18 protein-coding genes are annotated in these 21,568 nt (G+C 48.2%); 14 read left to right on the top strand and 4 right to left on the bottom strand.

The window, feature by feature from the left end; genetic code table 11:
* Window positions 1-21: 21 nt before the first annotated feature.
* From glpK to rpmA, 6 genes are all read left to right on the top strand, one after another.
* Entirely contained in the window at window positions 22-1,509 is a 1,488-nt protein-coding gene (gene glpK / locus QUA50_RS12270) for a glycerol kinase GlpK (protein WP_333264624.1), read from the top strand.
* A gap of 74 nt (window positions 1,510-1,583) precedes the next feature.
* Window positions 1,584-1,955, top strand: a complete 372-nt coding sequence (locus QUA50_RS12265) for a c-type cytochrome (protein ID WP_333264625.1) — start codon at window positions 1,584-1,586, stop codon at window positions 1,953-1,955.
* A 193-nt stretch (window positions 1,956-2,148) separates the two neighbouring features.
* Window positions 2,149-2,685 carry a DUF3122 domain-containing protein gene (locus QUA50_RS12260; protein ID WP_333299375.1) on the top strand — a complete coding sequence of 179 codons (537 nt, stop codon included), beginning with the start codon at window positions 2,149-2,151 and terminating at the stop codon, window positions 2,683-2,685.
* Between the two features lie 324 nt (window positions 2,686-3,009).
* Window positions 3,010-3,225 carry a hypothetical protein gene (locus QUA50_RS12255; protein WP_015176895.1) on the top strand — a complete coding sequence of 72 codons (216 nt, stop codon included), beginning with the start codon at window positions 3,010-3,012 and terminating at the stop codon, window positions 3,223-3,225.
* Window positions 3,226-3,488: 263 nt separating this feature from the next.
* Window positions 3,489-3,881 (top strand): 50S ribosomal protein L21, encoded by a 393-nt coding sequence (gene rplU / locus QUA50_RS12250; protein WP_333264626.1) that lies wholly within the window; start codon window positions 3,489-3,491, stop codon window positions 3,879-3,881.
* Between the two features lie 27 nt (window positions 3,882-3,908).
* Window positions 3,909-4,196 carry a 50S ribosomal protein L27 gene (gene rpmA / locus QUA50_RS12245; RefSeq protein WP_333264627.1) on the top strand — a complete coding sequence of 96 codons (288 nt, stop codon included), beginning with the start codon at window positions 3,909-3,911 and terminating at the stop codon, window positions 4,194-4,196.
* A 288-nt stretch (window positions 4,197-4,484) separates the two neighbouring features.
* Here rpmA and thiS read toward each other — a convergent pair whose 3' ends face one another.
* Complete coding sequence (thiS, locus tag QUA50_RS12240; protein ID WP_015176890.1) at window positions 4,485-4,697, bottom strand: sulfur carrier protein ThiS; 213 nt, start codon at window positions 4,695-4,697, stop codon at window positions 4,485-4,487.
* Window positions 4,698-4,794: 97 nt separating this feature from the next.
* On the bottom strand, window positions 4,795-5,877 hold the full coding sequence (locus QUA50_RS12235; protein ID WP_333264628.1) for a thiamine phosphate synthase: 1,083 nt from the start codon (window positions 5,875-5,877) through the stop codon (window positions 4,795-4,797).
* Window positions 5,878-6,097: 220 nt separating this feature from the next.
* Here QUA50_RS12235 and QUA50_RS12230 point away from each other — a divergent pair, with 220 nt between their 5' ends.
* Window positions 6,098-7,975, top strand: a complete 1,878-nt coding sequence (locus QUA50_RS12230) for a DUF1565 domain-containing protein (protein WP_333264629.1) — start codon at window positions 6,098-6,100, stop codon at window positions 7,973-7,975.
* A gap of 981 nt (window positions 7,976-8,956) precedes the next feature.
* On the opposite strand, the gene QUA50_RS12225 is transcribed toward QUA50_RS12230, so the two are convergent.
* Window positions 8,957-9,634, bottom strand: a complete 678-nt coding sequence (locus tag QUA50_RS12225) for a peptidoglycan-binding protein (protein WP_333264630.1) — start codon at window positions 9,632-9,634, stop codon at window positions 8,957-8,959.
* 239 nt (window positions 9,635-9,873) lie between these two features.
* On the opposite strand from QUA50_RS12225, the gene QUA50_RS12220 reads away from it, so the two are divergent.
* From QUA50_RS12220 to QUA50_RS12210, 3 genes are all read left to right on the top strand, one after another.
* Window positions 9,874-11,790 (top strand): SdrD B-like domain-containing protein, encoded by a 1,917-nt coding sequence (locus QUA50_RS12220; protein WP_333264631.1) that lies wholly within the window; start codon window positions 9,874-9,876, stop codon window positions 11,788-11,790.
* A gap of 535 nt (window positions 11,791-12,325) precedes the next feature.
* Window positions 12,326-14,773, top strand: a complete 2,448-nt coding sequence (locus tag QUA50_RS12215; RefSeq protein ID WP_333264632.1) for an SdrD B-like domain-containing protein — start codon at window positions 12,326-12,328, stop codon at window positions 14,771-14,773.
* Window positions 14,774-15,152: 379 nt separating this feature from the next.
* Complete coding sequence (locus QUA50_RS12210; RefSeq protein ID WP_333264633.1) at window positions 15,153-16,013, top strand: SDR family oxidoreductase; 861 nt, start codon at window positions 15,153-15,155, stop codon at window positions 16,011-16,013.
* A gap of 261 nt (window positions 16,014-16,274) precedes the next feature.
* On the opposite strand, the gene QUA50_RS12205 is transcribed toward QUA50_RS12210, so the two are convergent.
* Entirely contained in the window at window positions 16,275-17,303 is a 1,029-nt protein-coding gene (locus tag QUA50_RS12205; RefSeq protein ID WP_333264634.1) for a hemerythrin domain-containing protein, read from the bottom strand.
* 371 nt (window positions 17,304-17,674) lie between these two features.
* Here QUA50_RS12205 and QUA50_RS12200 point away from each other — a divergent pair, with 371 nt between their 5' ends.
* From QUA50_RS12200 to QUA50_RS12185, 4 genes are all read left to right on the top strand, one after another.
* Entirely contained in the window at window positions 17,675-18,940 is a 1,266-nt protein-coding gene (locus QUA50_RS12200) for a pitrilysin family protein (protein ID WP_333264635.1), read from the top strand.
* 335 nt (window positions 18,941-19,275) lie between these two features.
* A complete protein-coding gene (locus QUA50_RS12195; RefSeq protein ID WP_333264636.1) occupies window positions 19,276-20,544 on the top strand; it encodes a pitrilysin family protein in 1,269 nt (422 codons plus the stop codon).
* A gap of 179 nt (window positions 20,545-20,723) precedes the next feature.
* Window positions 20,724-21,065 carry a type II toxin-antitoxin system RelE/ParE family toxin gene (locus QUA50_RS12190; RefSeq protein WP_333264637.1) on the top strand — a complete coding sequence of 114 codons (342 nt, stop codon included), beginning with the start codon at window positions 20,724-20,726 and terminating at the stop codon, window positions 21,063-21,065.
* Window positions 21,066-21,069: 4 nt separating this feature from the next.
* Window positions 21,070-21,384, top strand: coding sequence for a helix-turn-helix transcriptional regulator (locus QUA50_RS12185; RefSeq protein ID WP_333264638.1), 315 nt, complete (start codon window positions 21,070-21,072; stop codon window positions 21,382-21,384).
* Window positions 21,385-21,568 lie beyond the last annotated feature (184 nt).

Here is a 21,568-nt window from a genome sequence, read left to right as displayed (position 1 = left end):
TATTAAAAATATTTTAGACAAGTGGCAAAAAAATACGTAGCAGCGATCGACCAAGGAACAAGCAGCACCCGATTTATCGTATTCGATCGCCGGGGACAGATAATTTGCAGCAACCAACAAGAACACCAGCAAATCTATCCGCAACCGGGATGGGTGGAACACAATCCCGAAGAAATTTGGCAGCGCACCCAAAGCGTGATTAAAAATGCCCTCGAAATCGGCAATATCGACCCCAAAGATATTGCTGCTCTCGGTATTACCAACCAGCGCGAAACAACAATTGTTTGGGATAGAAAAACTGGCAAACCTTACGGCAATGCGATAGTTTGGCAAGATACCCGCACTCACCAAATTTGCGAACAATTAGCTGAAGTTGAGGGCAAAGATCGATTTCAAAAACGATGCGGTTTGCCGCTGGCAACTTATTTCAGCGGGCCGAAAATTAAGTGGATGTTGGACAATATTTCAGGATTGCGGGAAGCGGCAGATCGAGGGGATGCGATTTTTGGCAATGTCGATACTTTTCTGATTTGGCACCTGACTGGCGGCGCGCACATTACCGATGTTACCAACGCCAGCCGCACGATGCTGATGGATTTGCAAACCCTCGATTGGGATGCCGAAACTTTGGAAATAATGGCAATTCCCCGCCAGATGCTGCCAGAAATTCGCCCTTCGAGTCAAGTTTTTGGAACTGCAAAAGGATTGTTAGATGGTGTTCCGATTGCTGCTGCTTTGGGCGATCAGCAAGCCGCCCTTGTCGGGCAAACTTGTTTCAGTCCGGGGGAGGCTAAAAATACTTACGGTACGGGCTGTTTTATGCTGCTGAATACCGGTGAGGCGATCGTCCGTTCAAAGCAAGGATTGCTGACAACAGTCGCCTACAAGATGGGGGAATCGCCCGCTGTATATGCTTTGGAAGGCAGTATTGCGATCGCCGGAGCATTAGTGCAGTGGCTGCGGGACAATTTGGGCATCATCAACACATCTGCGGAAGTAGAAACATTAGCAAATACAGTTGAAGATAGCGCAGGAGTTTACGTTGTCCCGGCCTTTTCTGGACTCTACGCGCCCTATTGGAAAGACAGCGCGCGGGGAGTAATTGCAGGTTTAACTCGCTACGTGACTAAGGCACACATTGCCCGCGCAGTATTGGAAGCTACAGCGTGGCAAACGCGAGAAATATTGGACGCTATGAATCAGGATTCAGCAGTGCAGCTTTTGTCTTTAAAAGTAGACGGAGGTATGGCGGGAAATCACACGCTGATGCAGTTTCAGAGCGATGTTTTGGGAGTGCCAGTGGTGCGGCCTGTGGTAGCAGAAACTACTGCACTCGGTGTCGCTTATGCGGCAGGTTTGGCGGTGGGTTTTTGGAGTCAGGTAGCCGAATTGCGGGACAATTGGGCGGTGGATTGTACTTGGGAACCGAAAATGCCGATCGCGCTTCGCGAGCAAAAATATCGCTTTTGGAAAAAAGCAGTTTCCCGCACATTCGATTGGGAAGAATAAATCGCTGAGTCAACCCAAAAAACCGTATTTAGTTATATCATTAAATCCAGCACTATTTTTCAAATTGCAAATAAATGATTTCCCTAAATAACTTAAAAAAAATCTTCACCGCCTCTCTATTGATACTGACACTGGCCTTTGTAGAAGTCGCCACTAATTCCCAAATGGCGATCGCAGATACACCTACAAATCCCGCAACCGCAGCCGAAGTATTCAGCGCCAACTGTGCAGGCTGTCACATCAACGGCGGCAACATTATCAGGCGCGGCAAAAACTTGAAACAAAAAGCTTTAAAAAAATACGGTATGGATTCCATCGCCAACATTTCCAACTTAGTAACCAACGGCAAAGGTATTATGCCAGCTTACAAAGATCGTTTGTCGGAACAACAAATTATCGATGTTTCAGCTTACGTGCTATCCCAAGCTGAAACCGATTGGAAATAAACCAGACTATGTAGATTGTAAGACCAGCTTTAGCGCCTAACTTCAGGAAACCAAGCCGAGGTATAATGTAGGGGCAGGTTTAGATCGGAACTCGGTCATTGATGAATAATCTTTCTACAAAACCTGCCTGCTTCTTGTCTTCTATTGTTCATCGCTGAATAATCTCAATACAAACCTGTTTTTTTGGCTCTTTTTGCTATATTATGTAAATTATTGGAGGTATTGGAAGTTGAAAAAACATTATTGTTGGCGTAGAACTTTAACTATTATTAGCTTGTGCTTGTATCTAATCTTAGCGGTTAGCCCGCCCGCTTTCGCCTCGATTCACAAATATCCAGAAACTGCTGAGACAGTAATGTTCCGATCCGTACAAAGCCTGCGCGATACAGACGATAAAGCATGGCAAGTTGTTTTGTACAAGCGCGTCAAGTCGGGAGTAGTAAAGTCTTTAAATCTGAGAGTGGTAGGATTTCCGGGAACAGAAATGCAGCACCCTGTTCCGCTGAAAGTTGCTGCGGGCAAGCGGGAAATTGGCAAGGCTAATGATATTTGGAGAGAGTCGAATTTGCCGATTAATGTCGGAGAATACGATTTTAAATCAATAATTGCACAATTGGAAAGCAATCGACCTTTGCTGTTGAGTTTGCCCGTGAAAAATCAAAAAGAAATAGAATTGCTGGTTCCTCCTTTTGCTGTGAGAGAATGGCGGCTGTTGTCTGAGAAAAACTAAAGATACCAATTTAAGCGCACTCTACATTTAAAAGCCATACAATTTCCCATGTCACAAATCGCTATGTTTAAATATGCCTTAAGGTAGATTTAACGTATTTGAAGAATAATGTGGTCTGGCAAAAACTAAAGATACCAATTTAATAACACTCTACAGTTAAAATCGCTACGATTTCATCAATGTATCAAAAATAACTTTATTTACATAGACCTTAAGGTAGATTTAACCTATTTTAAGGGTAATTATGAAACAAACTAAAAGGTGAGTTAGTCGGTTGACAAAACTTCAGTTTTTTAACGTAGGTGTATTCAGGGTAAATCTACTATGACTTTAATCAGTAAAATTGTCCGAAAAGCGTTGGCAACAGGTTACTTAACGGTTGAGGCCGAAGAACAGTTGCGACAGCAGTTGCAGATGACTAAGTACGGTTTAGAAGATTTTGAGGCTTTTATTAATTTGCAAAAAGAGGTGATGGAGGGTAGGGTGAAACAGCAAGCTTTGGAATTGTTGCGATCGCGCAAATGTTCTGCGACGGCTTGAATCCCCTTCGATCGACCTTTTGGAGAAATGGGATAAAAAGATGACAGCATCTTCTATTTTTATCCCTAATTAGAAATTTCCGGCGCGATCGAACTTGACAAAAATACCAAAATCGCGAATAATGGTAGATTGTCTGTCTAAATCCGGCTCGGATCAGGTTAAGACATTCCAAAAGCTGGAGAGCAGTCAGCAGTCAAAAGTCCACAACGACCAACGACCAATGACTCATCAGCTACCTGTACGGCAATCTCAACAACCATCCCATGACTTACGCAATCATTGAAACCGGCGGCAAACAATTTCGGGTAGAACCAGGCCGCTTCTACGACATCGAACTGCTTCACGTTGAAGCTGAATCCAAAGTCACCATAGATAAAGTATTTCTGATCCAGCACGAAGGCGAGGTTCATATCGGCCAGCCTCTACTAGAAAATGCCACAGTAGAAGGAACGGTTCTCCGGCATTTCCGGGGCCGCAAAGTCCTCGTCTACAAGATGAAGCCGAAAAAGAAAACTCGGAAGAAAAAAGGGCACCGTCAAGAAACAACTCGCTTTATGATTGACTCCATCAGCGTCAACGGTACAGTCTTAGCAGCCAGAGACTTAACTCAAGCAGTTGTTGAAACCCCTCAAATCGCCGAAACTGATTCAGAATAAAAAATAGTAAATACAGTTGAGGATATTATGGCCCACAAGAAAGGTACAGGCAGTACACGTAACGGACGCGACTCTAATTCTCAGCGTCTGGGTGTCAAAAAGTACGGCGGTCAAGTTGTCAAAGCTGGCAACATTTTGATCCGCCAACGCGGCACTAAAGTTCACCCCGGTAATAATGTTGGTATCGGCAGAGATGATACTCTGTTTGCCATGATTGACGGTGTGGTGACTTTTGAAAGAAAAGGCAAAACTCGCAAGAAAGTCAGCATTTATCCTGTTGTAGCAGCACCTGTGGCTGAACCTGCAGCAGTTTAATTGCGATATTTGGCGGCGTTCATTAAGTCTCTTTTGTTTGTCTCAAAGTCTAGATCCCCCCTAGCCCCCCTTAATAAGGGGGGACAAGATTTTTCTCAAAGTCCTTCCTCGTTCCTAGGCTATGCCTGGGAACGCGTAAGCGAGGCTCTGCCTCCTGATTTTCTATGTTATTAGAAAGTTACAGGAGGCAGAGCTTTTTGCAATTAGTTTCGCCGGAGAAAGGACTCTGGGTGCTTGCGAAGAACCACAGAAGCAGGAAAAACTCTTGTTTTTACTCCTAAAAATTGGCTAGCCTCCTCCGACAATTGTGACAACTTCTAATATGTCGCCCTCTTGCATCTGTGTGGTTTCCCAAAATTGTTTGTGCAGAATTTCGCCGTTGTACTCCACAGCCACCAAGCGCGGGTTTAATCCCAATTGTTCTAGTAATTTTGGTAACGGTGTGTCGATCGCACAATTGCGGGTTTCTCCGTTAACTTGCAGCGCAATTTGATTTATCATAAGTAAAATATCAGTTTTCAGGGCGGGTTTTGTAACAAAATTATATTTTACGCACAGATTTCCTGTGCTAAACCCGCCCTACAAATTCCCCATCAACCTAGGTTTTTCCCTGCAAAGCTTTTTTAGCTTTTAGATTCTGCATCCGAATCAACTGCGAGATGAAAAACTGCGTGACTAAAGTAGGCTGTTCTGCTTCCATAATCGCGCGTACTATGGCAACCCTTTGAGCTCCGGCATTCAATACTTCATCGAGGTTGTTGATATCAATTCCGCCGATCGCAAACCAGGGAATCGGCGACTTAGTAGCAGCATACCGCACATAGTCCAAACCTGCCGCCTGTTTATCAGGTTTAGTAGGAGTGGAGTAAACAGGCCCAACTCCAATATAGTCTGCTCCCCCATCAACCGCTCGCTGCATTTCCTCGCCATTTGTCGTCGAACAACCGATGATGCGTCCCGGGCCGAGCAACTTGCGCGCTTCGGCTACAGGCAAATCTTGCTGTCCTAAGTGTACGCCGTCGGCATCGGCTGCGATCGCCAAATCCACGCGATCGTTCACAATCAGCAAAGCATCGTAGCGGTGACAAAGTTCGCAAAGCAGCCGCGCATTCGCCAGCTTTACCCCATCGTCTGAGGCTTTGTCGCGGTACTGCACCAACGTTACTCCGCCTTGCAAAGCAGCTTCCACGATTGTTAAAAAGTTGTATTTGGGAGAAGTTACAAGGTATAACTGCGATCGGAGTAACTGCTGGTAGCGCCGGTAAGCCAGCAAATCGCTTTCGAGAGTATAAACCCGATAGCGCATCTGCTTAAAAGCCGCGCCCATATTCCGATCGTAAATTTTGCCGTACTCTTCGAGTACCCGCAGAGCTTCTTCCACCCGACAGAAATTCGCCTCCAGTAGCTGCTGAATGCTCGAACGCTGCTCTTCCTGCGGGTGAGTCAACTCCGTACCCGGATCGGCCGGCGTATCCCTAGCACTGCGAAGTTCTGCGACGTGCCAAGCCGCCAATTCTTGACGCAGTTGCTTGCACTCGCCAGCTAAATCGGCGCTGTTGAGACCAAACCTGCACCATTCTTCAATAATTCTCAACCCTTCGCGCGATCGATCTAAATTTGCATCTAAAATCCGGCAGAGGGCTGGCTGTGCCGGTAAAGTTCTGTTTTGTTTGTCGGTCATTCAGAACCACCCTAATTATAATTAATCCTACCAGTCAAACCGCTATTGTCCCACGCCATCAAGATTGTGGCAAAGCAGGCGGCTTAATTTTGGCATAAACCAATGTAAATTCGACAATAAATTTTTAAGTTTTATTGAATTTGATGAAAACAAAGCATAATAGATCAAACTTGATGATAGTGGAATCGTTAAACTGCATACCACACTTCGGAGGAGAGCCGTGAGGTTAGCAGAACAACACAAAAGATTAACAGCAGAAAACCCCAGCAGGCGGGTGAAATCAAAGTTCGATCGCGAAAACCCGACACCGAATTCGGGAAGCGGAACTCGGATCGCAAATCAGTGGGGTTTATTTATGCTCCTAAATTCTCAATATAGCGAGTGCAAAGAAAAGCGATCGCAAAAATCTTGTCTGAGTTCTTGCCTTCTGCTCGTCTTTGCGATGACCGCCCTTTGCAAGCATCAACCGTCAGTTCTCGCTGCCGGGATACCGGGAGTGCAGCTACTTTCTCAGACGCCCCAGAGCGACCTTAACATACTGTACGTGAGCTCGATCGGAGGCAGCGACACAGGAGGCAACGGCAGCGATGGAGCTCCGTTTAAAACCCTTACCTACGCCTTGAGCGTGGCCCCGCCCAAAACAGCGATTTTGCTAGCGCCCGGTACTTACAGCGAGCAAACCGGCGAAAAATTTCCATTAATGCTCAGGCCCAGCGTGACAGTTCAGGGAAATCCCAACACTCGGGGTCAGAATATTGTCATCAAAGGCGGAGGATACTTTATCAGTCCGACTTCGGCGGGTCAAAATATTGCGATTTTAGGCGCAGATGGGGCGGGACTCAGCGGGGTGACTGTCACGAATACCAACTATCGCGGTTACGCTTTGTGGATCGAATCGAGTTCTCCGACTGTTGTCAACAATACTTTTTCTGGCAGCACTCACGACGGCATTTCGGTAGTCGGTACTTCCAGGCCGACGATTGGCGGGAATGTTTTCTCGAAAAATGGAGCTAACGGCATTACTATTTTTGGCACTTCCCAGCCGGAAGTTCGAGATAACGTGTTTGAAAATACGGGATTTGGGGTGAATGTAGCGCAGAACGCTTCGCCTCTGCTGATTGGGAACAAAATTACTCGCAATAAGGACGGCGTAGTGGTGCAAGCTAATGCTAGACCGGTGCTGCGTAACAATTATATCGAGAGTAATCGGCGGGACGGAATTGTGGCGATATCGAGCTCTCTGCCGGATTTGGGAACTGCTGCCGAACCGGGGGGCAATGTCATTCGCAACAACGGTCAGTACGATGTGAACAATGCGGCAAAAGGTCAAGTAATCCCAGCTTACGGGAATCAATTGTCGAGCAGCCGGACGACGGGCTCGGTTGACGTGGCGGGAACTTTTAACCCTCCACCAATGGGGGGAAGTGCTTTGCAGCGTATAGCCGATCGACCTCCCAGCATCGGCGGCCCAGACACTTCTCTCCCTGTTTACACTCCCGGCCGGCTAAGTCCCAGAGTTGAAAGAGCGCCAATTTCGCCACGTGCGCCCGTTTCCAGGCGACCGGTGCAAACTCGATCGACACCGCCAAGCGATCCGTTGCAGCAAGAGCTTTCTGGGAGGAATGCCACTGCTTCATCGGTAGTCCCAGGGGCGATCGCAATTCCCGTGCCCGATCCGAATTATCGATCGGTTTCGGAAATTTCGGTACAGCAATCAATGATTCCTCCCAATTTTGATAGTTCGAGTTCGGTTTCTTCCGAGGGTAGATTGCCGGTTCCGGGCCGCAACATTCCGATCGGAAGGGGCGGGTATGTACCTGCTGCTTTAGGGGGGAATTCTTTGCCCGATGCCGCGGATAATTCGCCCTCATTCGATCGACCGTCTGCTTTGGGTTTGCGCTATCGAGTTGTGGTGGATGCCAACAGTTGGGGCGATCGGCAAAAAATGCAATCCCTCGTTCCCGGTGCTTTTCGCTCTTTTTCCAGCGGGCGATCGGTGATGCAAGCCGGTGCTTTTCGGGAACGCGAAAAAGCTGAGGAATTGCTAGAAATGCTCAGCGCTAACGGTTTGAATGCTCGAATTGAAGAAATTAAATGAAATCGTCATTAGTCATTAGTCAGTCGTCAGTAGTCAGCAGTCATTAGACCTCTTTCAAAAATAACTAGGACGGGCATCTTGCCCGTTCCACAAGAAGAAAAAATGTTTTTTGTGGAACGGGCAAGATGCCCGTTCCCAAATTTTATTAAAAGGACTTTTGCAAGAGGTCTATTAGTTTCTCAACTGTCAACTCTCAAAAATTTTAGGGCCTAGCATATCGGATGCCAGACCCTAAAAAGTTTGTAAATTAAGTTGATTCAAGTGGGTTTTTAGCTCTGCTGAGTTTCAGCAAACTACAACTAAGGTGGACTTTTTTGCAACTACTCTGGAGACGAGCTAGCTATCAGCGGAGTCTATTCAGACTTCTGTGTTTGACTGTACGATCGCAACTTTTGATTCATGCAATAGCCTCAAGCTATCTAACCAATACGAATCGCAATATCAACCTTTCTTTGCTAATAAGCTACACGGTTCAGGCGTTGCCTGCGGACTAGAGCCGATCGGGACAAATACTCTAATTCCAAATTTTTTATCCAAGTTTTTTGTGCTTCTTGGTTTTGCCCCTCATGTTTTTAACTTAACACCAACTCCGCGCATAAAAACACTTTGTTTACCAAACTTGACACTTTTTGATATGAAGAAATACTTTCCAAAGCGATTATTAACAATTTGTAAAATTAGTAGGTCGCACAATGTGCAGTTTGCTAATAAAATCTCGACTTTGGGGATATCAGAAACCGGGTTTTTTTACCAAAATACGGCGTTACATCCAGAGTTATAGGTAAAAAACCCGGTTTCTTGAGTCTTGCAGCGTCCAAGACTGTACACCTTGCTGTCAATCGATTTTAGATTGAAGAATTGAAGAATTGAAGAATTGAAGCATTGACTTGCGCGAGATAAATTCGGGGGCTTGCTTATCGGATACACGTTTTTAATTTCTCCACGGATCGATCGCGTGGCGGGTATCCTGGATGCTTGCTGTCAGCGCAGCAGAGCTTCCCAAGTTGCGCGGCCGACAATGCCGTCTGCTGGCAGTTGATATTGTCGCTGAGCCGCCTTGACAGCAGCTTGAGTTTCCGGGCCAAACACGCCGTCAGCACTCACCCGCAAAAATCCCTTTGCCCGCAGCCGCTCTTGCAAATCTCTGACTGCTTGCCCGCGCATTCGTCTTCTCAAAACTGGAAAATTGGTTGGCTGCGCTTGGGGGCTAATCTCTGAGTTGTCGCCAGTTACAGGATCGTTGGCGATCGGGTTTTCGATCGCGCTCGGAGTCGCAGGAAACAGCCGATTCCAAGTATCTTGACCGACTATGGCGTCGGGAGGCAAACCTGCTGCTTGCTGGAACTGAGACACAGCTCTAGCGGTGCTTTGTGAGAAAATCCCGTCTACAGTGCCAGTATAAAAGCCCAACAATTGAAGAGCAGCTTGGAGTTCGATCACTTCCTCGCCGCGGCTGCCCAATTTGATCGTGGGGCGGACGATCGCACCTGCTTGAGCGATCGGGCTATTGCTGTTACTCTGTTCGGAGGTAGGTAGCTGTGCGGCAGCAGGAGTAGGGGCGATCGATCCCATTACCAATAAACCGCACAAACTCCAGCCAAAGAGCAAACTCGGAACCTCGCGGGCGTCATTCCAGCTTGCTGTCAAGTTTTGGGACATTGGGAATTCGACCTCTGCAAAACTGGTAGCGATCGTACATCAAATCTGGAAAAAATTTACGCATTGGCCCGCGCAGGGCATTGGGCATTGGGCATTGGCCCGCGCAGGGCATTTCTGATTCCCTGCCCTTCCCTTTCCTAAAAATAATTTATCCCCTGAAATAGCTGCAATTGGCAAAAAAACTGCTAGATTGCCCTACAGAAAACATTGAACCGCGTTCATTGGGCCCCAGCAACACCATGTCCGAATTCAGAACCGCCAGCCAAATAGACATCGGCAACGTCAACATCGGGAACTTCCAAGTCGGCAGCATCAGCGGCACTAAATACAACGATTTTAACGCCAACGGCCTCCCAGATCCCGGAGAAGTCCCCATTCCCAACTGGCAAATCTACCTCGACCTCAACAACAACGGCCAGCTTGAGTTTAACGAACCTTCCACCCTCACAAACGCGCAAGGCAACTACTTCTTCGGCAACCTGCCGCCAGGAACTTACCAAGTTAGGGAAGTCCAGCAGCCGAACTTTCGCCAAACTACCCCTAATCCCGCACCCATCACAATTACCAGCGGCACAAACGCTGGCAATATCAATTTTGGCAATAACTTTAACGCAGGGACGATCGCAGGCACAAAATTCAACGACATCAACAACAGCAGCAGCCGAGATCCTGGGGAACAAGGGCTAGCTAACTGGCAAATTTACCTCGACCTCAACCGCAACAACAGGCTCGACGGCGGCGAACCTTTTACTTTTACAAATGATGAAGGCAATTATGCTTTTGTCAATATTCCCGCAGATACATATTTGGTGAGAGAAGTCCAGCAACCGGGTTTTCTTCAAACCACGCCTGACCCCGGCCCGGTTAACGTTACTTCCAACGCCACTGTCAACAACATCAATTTTGGCAATGTCTTTTTTGTCGGCAGCATCAGCGGTGTCAAGTTCAACGACCTCAATGCCAACAGCGTCCGAGATGCCACAGACCCGCCTCTGGCCAACTGGCCAATTTACCTCGACCTCAACGGCAACGCCAGCTTTGATCCGGGCGAACCTAACACCATCACAAACCCGCAAGGCAACTACACTTTTGCCAATGTTTCTCCCGGCCGGTATTTGGTGAGGGAAGTCCAGCAACCGGGATGGGTACAGACTACGCCCAATCCAGGCCCGATCGACATCACGGGCAATACCAACGCTGTCGGCGTCAATTTCGGCAACAATTTTCCCACCGGCAGCATCAGCGGCTTCAAGTTCAACGACCTCAACGCTAACGGTATCAACGAACCTACGGAACCGAGAGTTGCCAACTGGCCGATTTACCTTGATTTCAACAACAACGGCAGTTTAGATGCGGGCGAACCTTCGACTTTAACCAACCCCCAAGGTAATTTTTCTTTTATCAATTTGCCTCAAGGAACCTATGTGGTCAGGGAAGTCCCGCAGCCCGGTTTTCAACAAACCACGCCAAATCCGACTCCGATCGCCGTGGGTAACGGCACAAATGCCACTAATCTCAGCTTTGGCAACGTGTTGGTGACTGGCACCATCAGCGGTGTGAAATTTAACGATTTTAACGCCAACGGCCGCCTAGATCCGGGGGAACCGCCGATCGCCAATACTCAAATTTACATCGACCTCAACAACAACAGCAGTTTAGATCCGGGCGAAGCGAGTACCCTCAGCGACGTTCAGGGCAATTACAGTTTCCGTAACGTTCCGGTAGGTAGTTATGTTGTCCGCGAAGTTCCGCCCCCAGGCTTCATTCAAACGACTCCGCCTGCGGTGGTTGTGGTCTCGGCAGAGATTCGGGCTAGCAGCATCGATTTGGTGACGGGAGAGGCTGAGGGTAGGTCGGCTAAATCCTCGGGCGACCCGCTGACGGATGCCAGTAACTGTGCGGGCGAACCAGCAGGCAATATTGAGCCCGATAGCTTGCTTTCGATCTCGGGTCGTGATAACGATGGAATTAGTGATTTTTGGGTCGATCTACCTTTTGCGAATTTAGCCAATATTCCTAACTTTGGGCAACAGAATGTCGGTCTGGAGCCTAATTCACAGATTGATACTTTTGTCAAGACAAATGAATTATTAATTAATGGGGCGATCGCTCACTCGTTTGTGCCGCAGGCAGCGAGAGATTTCTCGGTTATGTAGGGTGACACAAAACTCGATCGCCCCGCATCCCAAACCGCAGATAAAAATCAAGAAGAGGTTAAAAGGCGATCGCGTGATACCCTATTGTTGGCAACCTCCAACAGTTCCGGGAAGCCCAAAGCTGGCTTGTATATGAGGAGCAAGATTCAGAGACAGTATCATACCTGTTTTTAGGAATTATCAGACAATTCCCCAAGTGCGATCGCCCTCGTGGCACGGTCGCTCAATTCACCGAGGTTCAGTGAATCTTAACGTTGTTCCAGCTCTAAACAGCAAGTGTCCACGGGCAGAAGAACTCAGGGCGCAAATCTTGAAGATATTGCGCTCAAATTGCCACAGCTATTCAAAACCTGATATAATCTCGTGCGACAAAGCTGGAGTAAGCCTGATGTTAGATGAGGAACCTTCGAGCAACGTAGACGTATGTATGATTGAGTAGCGATCGTCAGTCGCTAGCAGCAGCTAACTGCTGATTGACAAAGTGATACAGTAGCCTGTAGCTTACGTAGATTTAGGTGTGAAGGAAAAGAAAATCATGGCAGAAGAAAGAATAGCTAGTCAGGTACTTCCTGTATTACCCCCAATAGTGCTACCGCCAACCATCAATTTTGGCAACGCTCCTGCGGGTATCCAGGGTACCAAGTTCAATGACCTCAACGGCAACGGCATTCGAGAACCGGGCGAACCGGGACTCCGCGATGTCCAAATCTTTATTGACACCAATAACAACACCACTGTCGATCCAGGTGAACCCTCGACGCTGACAAACGCCAGCGGAAACTTCGTATTTCCAGGCTTGCTTCCAGGCACCTATACAGTCAGGGAAATCTCGCCAGCCGGTTTCAGCCCGACAACTCCCAACCCAGTCGTAGTCACCCTCGCGGGCACTAATGCCACAGTGTTGTTCGGCAATGCTCCCGTCCCGGCCGGTCAGATTATTGGCTGCAAATACCTCGACGTAGACAACGACGGCTTTCGAGACGGGAGTGAACCCCCGATGGAAAACGTCAGAATCTATATCGATGCCAACAACAACGGTCAGCTAGATGCAGGGGAACGCACTACCTTAACCGATAGAAACGGCGAGTTCCGATTCACAGGTTTGTCGGCTGGGCAGTACCGGATTCGGGAAGAGCGCGCCAACGGGCCGGGAACTGAACCGTTAGAAAGAGATTTTCCCCAAAGCACTCCCCCCGGCAGCACCCCCCTGCTTGACGTGAACCTCGGCCCTGGCGAGATATGGGCCTGCGCTCAAGTGGGCAACACTCCCCTGTACGAAATCCCGATCTTCAAATTCCGGGACGACAACGCCAACGGCATACAAGATGGAGGCGAAGTTCCCCTCTCAGGCATCCCGTTCATCCTCGATTTGAACCGGAACGGCAGGACAGACGCGGGCGAACCGCAACTGTTCACTGGCCCTGATGGTAGGGCTACCTTCAGAGATTTGAAAGCTGGCAGCTACTCGGTATTGGAAACCTTTGAAACATTCATAGCCAACCAGCCGCCAATTAACACTACCCAGAACCCGGTAGAAGTCACAGCCCCCGGGCCCCAATCGCGGCAGCAGGGCACGCTGCCTTTCATAGTCGCAGATAATAGTGTTCCAGGCGGCCAGCGGGTCGTTGCGGCGAACTTCCCGCCCCCGTTCCCGCCGGTCAACCCCGAACCCGCAGTCTTCTTCACCCCGATTTTGGTAAATCCAGGTAGCGGTGCTGTCGGGAATACGCGCCCCAACATCACGGTCTTCAAATACAACGATCAGAACGCTAACGGTCGTTACGAACCGGCCAACACTCTACAGGAAGTGGGCATTCCCGGCATCACGGTTTACCTTGATGCCAACGACAACGGCGCCCTCGACACAGGGGAACAGTCGCTAGTAACTGATGCCAACGGGCGCGGTGCTTTCACCAACCTGGAACCGGGCAATTATGTGGTTCGGGAAGTGCCGCAAGCTGGTTTTAGTCCTACTACTCCGGATCGGGTGCAGTTCAACATCAGCACTCAAGATGCCAACGTTGTCTTTGGCAACACCCCCAACAGTCGCATCACTGGGTGCAAATTCCAAGACTTGAACGGCAACGGCTACCGGGACGGCTTTGAAACGCCGATCGCAGGGGTCACAATCTACATCGACAGCAACGGTAACGACGCCCTTGATGCCGGAGAAGCAAGTACCGTCAGCGATCAGTTCGGCCGCTGGGAGTTTGGCAATTTGACCCCCGGTATTTACCGAGTCCGGGAAGTGGTGCCTTCCAATTCTTTCCAAACTACTCAACCACTGGACATCGTTTTGGGCGCAAACCAAACGTTTACTTGTGCTTTGGTGGGCAACGGTCAGTTCTTTAACTATCTAGGAGGAAAATTCCGGGACGACAACCGCAACGGGCTTCGAGATGAGGGCGAACCTCCTTTGGAGGGTATCCCGTTCACCTTGGATTTCAACCGGAACGGCCGCTACGATCCTGCTACCGAGCCTCTGGTGAGGAGTAATGCTCAGGGCGAGGTTCTGTTCACCAATTTAGCTCCGGGTACCTATTCGCTCTTGGAAGTTTTCAACGCTCCGGGCGTTGCCAACCCGTTCCCCATTCCGACAGGGCCTAACCCTGTTGCGTTCTCGGTACCGGGGCCAAATACTTTTGTAACGCCGATCGGCGTGTCGGCGCCAGGCTCAACTGGTGCTAGCACCGATCCGTTGACTGGTGGCACCACGGGTGTGGTAACTGCTTCTAGCCTCCCCGATGTCCGCGATGATCTGCTCGACGGCGGCATTTCACCCGATCCTACCGCGAAGGCCAACAGCTATGGCTTGCTCGTTCCTGAGACTGGTGTTAGCAGCCCTGTTAACATCAGCGAGTTCCAAAACTCCGCGAATAACCTGGTTATATCGTTTTTAGAACAGAACGGTCTGCTGCAGCAATCTCAACTAACGGTGGGCGCTCCAGCTTCGACAGATCCAACTCTTAACTTGGGTTTCTAGTTTGAGACTCAGCAATTAGCAACTAGCTTGTTTAACCTGCACGTCAAATGATATTTTGGCGTGCTTTTTGCTGTTTTGACAATAATTAGAGGCTTGCGGGGCGGGTTTATGGATTTCTTTAATTACCGGAAATATTGTTCGTGAAACCCGCCTCTACAACAAATATATCCCCATACTCGTAGGGACGGGTTTTACCGACAATCTTTGAGGAAAACTCACAATTTATATACACCAGGCCGCCACAATCATGGGTTCGGCTGACGGGTTTATTTATCTCTTTAATTACTGTCTTTAGTAGTAGAGGGCGATCGGCAAAAAGAGCGATTCCCTAGTTACAGAAAACCTTTACTTATAGAGGTAGAACTTACAGGAATTTTTTATGCCAACCGAACAGAAGATTAATCCGGCTCAACATCAAGAACAGCAACCCGGTATTGAATCGCAAATGACTCCCCAACCTCAATCCTTCGCGGAGGGATACCGCGGTAGCGACAAATTGCGGGACAAAGTAGCCTTAATTACTGGCGGAGACAGCGGTATCGGGCGTGCAGTGGCGATCGCCTTTGCGAAAGAAGGCGCTAACGTGGTCATCAGCTATCTCAACGAAGATGATGATGCCAAAAAGACCAAAGAGGCGATCGAACAACAAGGCCGGCGGTGTATTGCGATCGGCGGCGACATCGGCGACGAAAGCGTCTGTCAAAACCTTGTACAACAAACAGTTAAAGAATTCGGCCGCCTCGACATCCTCGTCAACAACGCCGCCGAACAGCATCTCCAAGAAAGCATCGAAAACATAACTGCCGAACAATTAGAGCGCACATTCCGCACCAACATTTTCTCAATGTTTTACCTCACAAAAGCCGCTCTAAAACACCTCAAAGAAGGAAGTGCAATTATCAACACTACCTCTGTCACCGCTTACAAAGGCAATCAACAATTGCTAGATTACTCCTCCACAAAAGGAGCAATTGTTGCCTTTACTCGCTCCTTGTCTCAAAGTTTAGCTGAGAAAGGAATTCGCGTCAACGGAGTCGCCCCCGGCCCGATTTGGACGCCTCTAATTCCTGCAACTTTCCCTGAAGAAAAAGTGGAGAAATTTGGTGCAGACACGCCCCTGGGACGCCCCGGTCAACCCGACGAAGTTGCCCCCTGTTACGTGTTTTTAGCTTCAAAAGATTCGTCTTACATGACGGGTCAAATTTTGCATCCCAACGGAGGATCTGTGATTAACGGCTAAAATATTCTTGCTCCCAATGCTCGTAGGGGCGAGTTTTACCGAAAATATTTGATGAAATTCATAATATAAATAAACCCGCCCCCCGCAATCATAAAAGAAGGAGGGCGGGTTTATTTAGATTGTGAACCAGTGACAGAGATTGTTTGTAAAACCCGCCCGTACAACAAATATAGTAATCCCGCCACGTTGGTAGCGGGATTGATAGGTTGCAGTTTAGCTAGGCTCTAGTTTTGGTAGAGTTAAAATTAGCTCGCTGCTGAATTAGCTCAAGTTAGCCATTTCTTGCTGCATTGTGCTTTTGGCTGCTTTGAATTGAGTAGCCATTTGTTCCATTTGCGCTTCGCTCAAGTTGCGGCGAATTTGAGCGAACATATCGGTTTCTTCTTCTTTAACGTGATCCTGAACTGCTGTTTGGAGCTGTTTGATTTGGGCTTTGAAATCAGAAGAACTGGGGTTCATTGACTTAATCTTGGCGAGCATTTGCTTCATTTCTCCTTGCTCGTTGTACAGTTCTTGAGTGTTGCTGTAGTAGCTGCGAATTGCTGGGTAAACAATTTGTTCTTCTGCTTCTGCGTGGACGCTTAAATCTTTGTACAACTGACCGAAGAATTCTTGCAGTTTTTGAGGATCGTCGGTGCTTGCGATTTCCATAAAGAGGGTATCGGCTTTGCGGTGATCCATGGTGAGGATTTCGGTGATGTTCATCTCATCTTTGCTGCGGGTAACTGCACCGCCGATGATGCCGGTCATGGCTGCCATTGCATCTTGCACGCGAGCCCAAACGCCTTGGTCGGGGTCTTTGCCTGTCAGTTCGCGGACGCCTAAAATTTCGAGAACTCCTTTGAGTTGTTCTTGGTGAGCGCGGTTCTCAAAGTTAACTGTGTTGAGGGGAGTAATGGCAGCTTCGATGTCGGCGCCGACTACTTGAGCGGCTTTGTGAATTAACAAACCTGCCATTGTTTGTTTGTGTTTGAGCAGTTCGTGCTGCGTGACTTTTTCAAACAATGTCAGTTCAGAACCTTGCATGAGTTTCTGAACTTCTTCAATCATTTTTGTGCTGGTTTCTTTGGGTTCGGCTTGAATGCCGTATTGCACGATCGTAGTTTCTAATACGCCCAAGTTTTTGCGATCGTCTTCGAGCATATCCCGGAAGCGCTGGGCTAGTTCGGAGTCGTTGCAGGAATTGATGAACAATTGCTCGTTGGCGATCAGCAGGTTTTGCAGCGCTTTCATGTCTGCTAATTTAGTTGCGATCGCTTGGCGCTTGGTATCTTCTAAGGTAGCTACCATCTGTCGTTTCTCCTCTCAATGTCTTTAGTGTTCTTACATCTCTTAATTTATTGAAATATTCTGATAACATCCTCTTTCTCCCGACTGATTCATTAATATCCCGCGCAACCTATTGACTTTTAAACCAACAAATGATAGTTAATTAAGGCTAAGGTCGTTTTTTAAAAAAGCAAAAATTACCCTTAATAACTGCCAACTGACCACTGAGAACTATTAAGTGAGAACTATTAAGTGAGAACTACCAAGTGCCAACTGCCAAGTGCCAACTGTCAAGTGCCAACTGACTTTTGTATCAATTAATCCCGATCGCAGAGCCCTAAAGCGCTACCATAGTTGCAGCCGAAGTTAACTAAAGTTTAAGAATAACTAGCTTGTCTCAACTGCTCACTGCTTTAGAGTTCCCAGCCAATGTCTGGAAGCTGAATAATGGGTTAACGGTCATTCACCAGCGCCTAGAGGCCACACCGGTGGTCGCGCTAGACGTGTGGGTGAGGGCTGGCGCTACGCTGGAGCCGGATTCTTGGTCGGGAATGGCTCATTTTTTAGAACACATGATATTTAAAGGGACGGATTCGATCGCCCCGGGAGAATTTGACCAGGTAATCGAAAATCGGGGCGGTGTCGCCAATGCAGCTACAAGTCACGACTACGCCCATTTTTTCGTCAACGCTGCGGCCGATTATTTAGCAGAAACAGCGCAGCCGCTGGCAGAATTGCTGCTGCGGGCTTCGATTCCGGATCGGGAATTCGATCGCGAGCGAGATGTGGTGCTAGAAGAAATCCGTCAAGCTCAAGACAATCCCGATTGGCTGGGTTTCCAAGCCATGATGGAAACAGTTTATCAGCGGCATCCCTACAGGCGATCGGTATTGGGAACCGAAGAGTTGCTGATGTCGCGAACTCCCCACGAAATGCGCTGTTTCCACCGAGCGCACTATCAGCCGGAAAATATGACAGTGGTGGTAGTCGGGGGAATTGAGGAACAACAGGCCAGAGATATTACGGGGAAAGCATTCGAGCAGTTTTTAGACAGATGGGATTGTCCCAAATTAACCGCAGAAGCGGAACCGCCACTGATAGAAATTCGCCGTCAGGAATTGGGCCTGCCGCGATTGGAACAAGCGCGACTGATGATGGCGTGGACGGGGCCGGGAGTTGAACACTTGCAAAGTGCTTGCGGCTTGGATTTGCTGTCGGTGTTGCTCGCAGACGGGCGGACTTCGCGTTTAGTCAGGGAACTGCGGGAAGAATTACAATTGGTAGAGGCGATCGACAGCACTTTCTCGCTGCAACGGGAATCGAGTTTATTTACTATCAGTGCAGTCTTGGACGCAAAGGATGTCGAACAGGTGGAATCTCGGATTTGCGATCGGCTTTGGCAATTGCAGTCTGAGCCGGTTTCTGAGGTAGAATTGCTCCGCTGTCAGCGTTTGCTGTGCAACGATTTTGCTTTCTCGCTCGAAACGCCTGGACAGCTAGCGGGTCTTTACGGATATTACAATACGATCGCCACTGCGGAATTAGCGCTTAGCTATCCCACCAGGATTAAAGCATTTGGGCCCTTAGACCTCCAGCGCCTAGCTCAACAATATCTTTCTCCCCGCCGCTACACGGCTGTGGTGCTAAAACCAATCTAATTGGTAAACGGGTAAAAATACATATATTTTTGGTAGCGGAGAGATGTTCGGCATTTGTCCGGGGTTCTTTGTCCTTGTGGCGCACCCTAGGGGATAGAGGTTCGGCGTTTGTCCAGGGTTCTTTGTCCTTGTGGCACACCTTAGAGGATAGATGTTGTTACATTTAGAGGTTGTGCGTCAGGCCCTGCCCGGTATGACATCATACAAGATGCAAATGGAAAATATAAAAATGGCAATCAAGTAATTACCAATTACCCATTACCAATTACCCCTTACCCATTTTCAATTACCAATACTTCAGCTACGCTCAGTACAAGTTCCCAACTAAATTAACCATGAAAAATGAAATCCAGCGCACGGTTTTAGACAACGGTATTGTTGTCTTAGCAGCAGAAAATCCAGCAGCAGATATTATTGCAGCTAGGATATTCCTGCGGGCCGGCAGTCGCTACGTGCAGCCGGAACAAGCAGGATTGTGTCACTTGCTGTCGGCGGTAATGACTAAGGGAACCGATCGGCTGTCTTCGCTGGAAATTGCCGAACGTGTAGAATCGGTGGGAGCGAGGTTGAGTGCCGACTCTACTACAGACTATTTTTTAGTCAGTTTGAAGACGGTTTCTGCGGATTTTGAGGAAATTTTGGAGTTGGCGGCGCAATTGACGCGATCGCCCAATTTCCCGGAAGCTGAAGTCGAACTCGAACGCCGCATTGCCATATCGGCAATTCGATCGCAACAAGAACAGCCGTTTGCGATCGCCTTCGAGCAATTGCGGCACGCGATGTACCAGGAACATCCCTATGCTTTCTCTCCCTTGGGCACGGAAGCTACTATGTCAAAGCTCACCAGAAACGAGCTCGAACAGTTCCACAAAACCTATTTCCGTCCCGATAATGTAGTTATTTCTGTAGCCGGCAGAATCTCCACTGAAGATGCGATCGCCCTGATCCATCGAACTTTTGGCTCCTGGAAAGCGCCTTTAACACCCCTGCCAACTTTAACCGTACCCCCTCTCTACCCCTCCCCTGAGTCGGTCGTTACGGCGCAAGATACGCAGCAATCAGTGATTATGCTGGGCTACCTCGCACCCTCTGTCAAAAATCCCGATTACGCAGCAATTAAGTTGCTCAATACTTATTTGGGTAACGGTTTGTCGAGCCGGTTGTTTGTGGAATTGCGGGAAAAGCGGGGCTTGGCTTACGACGTTTCGGCAGTCTACGCGACGCGCTTGGACACGGCTCAGTTTGTCGCGTACATGGGTACGGCGCCGGAAAATACAACGACTGCTTTTGAAGGATTGCGCGCCGAAGTCGATCGGCTCGCCAACACCGAACTAAGCGAGGAAGAATTGCAAGCTTGCAAGAATAAAATGCTCGGTCAATATGCTTTAGGAAAACAAACTAATTCGCAAATTGCCCAAGTTTTAGGTTGGTACGAAATTTTGGGATTGGGAATTAAATTTGACCAGCAATTTCAAGAAGAAATTGCACAGGTGACAGCTTCACAAGCGCGGGATGCTGCTAAGAAATACTTCATCGAACCGTATGTTTCTTTGGTGGGCCCGGAGGTGGCGATTGCAGAGTTGGGTGTAGCGGCTGTTTGTTAAGTAGGAAATGGGCGATCGAACTTTTCACAAGTTCGATCGGTGCGATCGCAGATAACGATTGCGTTCAACAGCGGCATTAGTTTTCGAGCCATCACTAGAGTGTTTAGACTGTCCGCTGCAAGCCCTGGTTGGACTGCGATGACAACTATAATTATATCAGATATGATATAAATGGCGATATGGACGAAATCAATAAACCTTTAGCCTGGTTACAGGGTGAGGTTAAAACACCACCTTTTAGTCAAGAAGCACGCATAGAGGCTGGTGTGCTTCTTAGACGTTTGCAGCAGGGTGAAAGTCTCGGAATGCCTCATTCAAGACCTATGCCGAGCATTGGCAAACACTGCCATGAGCTAAGAATCCGGGATATAGGTCAAAATTGGAGGCTTATTTACCGAATCGACGAAGATGCAATTCTGATTCTCGAAGTCTTTAATAAGACCACTAGAAGTACACCAATCAACGTGATTGAAAACTGCAAGAAACGATTGAAGAAGTATGACACAGAAATAGAGGACTAATGTTATGGATGAAGCGAAAAAGAAGCGTCTAGAATATCAAGGCTGGAAGATAGGCTCTGCCTCGGAATTCTTACAACTTTCACCAGAGGAATCGATCCTAATTGACATTAAGTTAGCCCTCAGTCTTAATCTCAAAGAACGTCGGCAAAGATTGATGACACAGGCAGAGTTAGCTGAGAAAATCAACTCCAGCCAACCTCGTATTGCCAAGGCTGAAAATGGCGACGATTCGGTTTCAATTGAACTGTTAATACGCGCAATCCTGGCAACAGGTGCAACGCCTCAAGATATAGGGCAAATTATTGCTCAAGCAGGATAGAAATCTCTCTAACTCACCCACAATACTATGCACCACAACTTAAAACGCACGGTTATGCTGAGTGCTGGGTTTTGTTATTGTTCTCTATATATTGGCGTAAAACGTTATTAATTAGGGTTTGCTGAATAATCGATCGCACGTTACGTAGCGAAAGCGATCGAGAGCGTGCGAGCGAGTGAAAAGT

This window comes from Microcoleus sp. M2_D5, assembly GCF_036701935.1.
Lineage (GTDB): Bacteria > Cyanobacteriota > Cyanobacteriia > Cyanobacteriales > Microcoleaceae > Microcoleus.
This window is presented reverse-complemented; position numbering and strand designations above follow the sequence as displayed.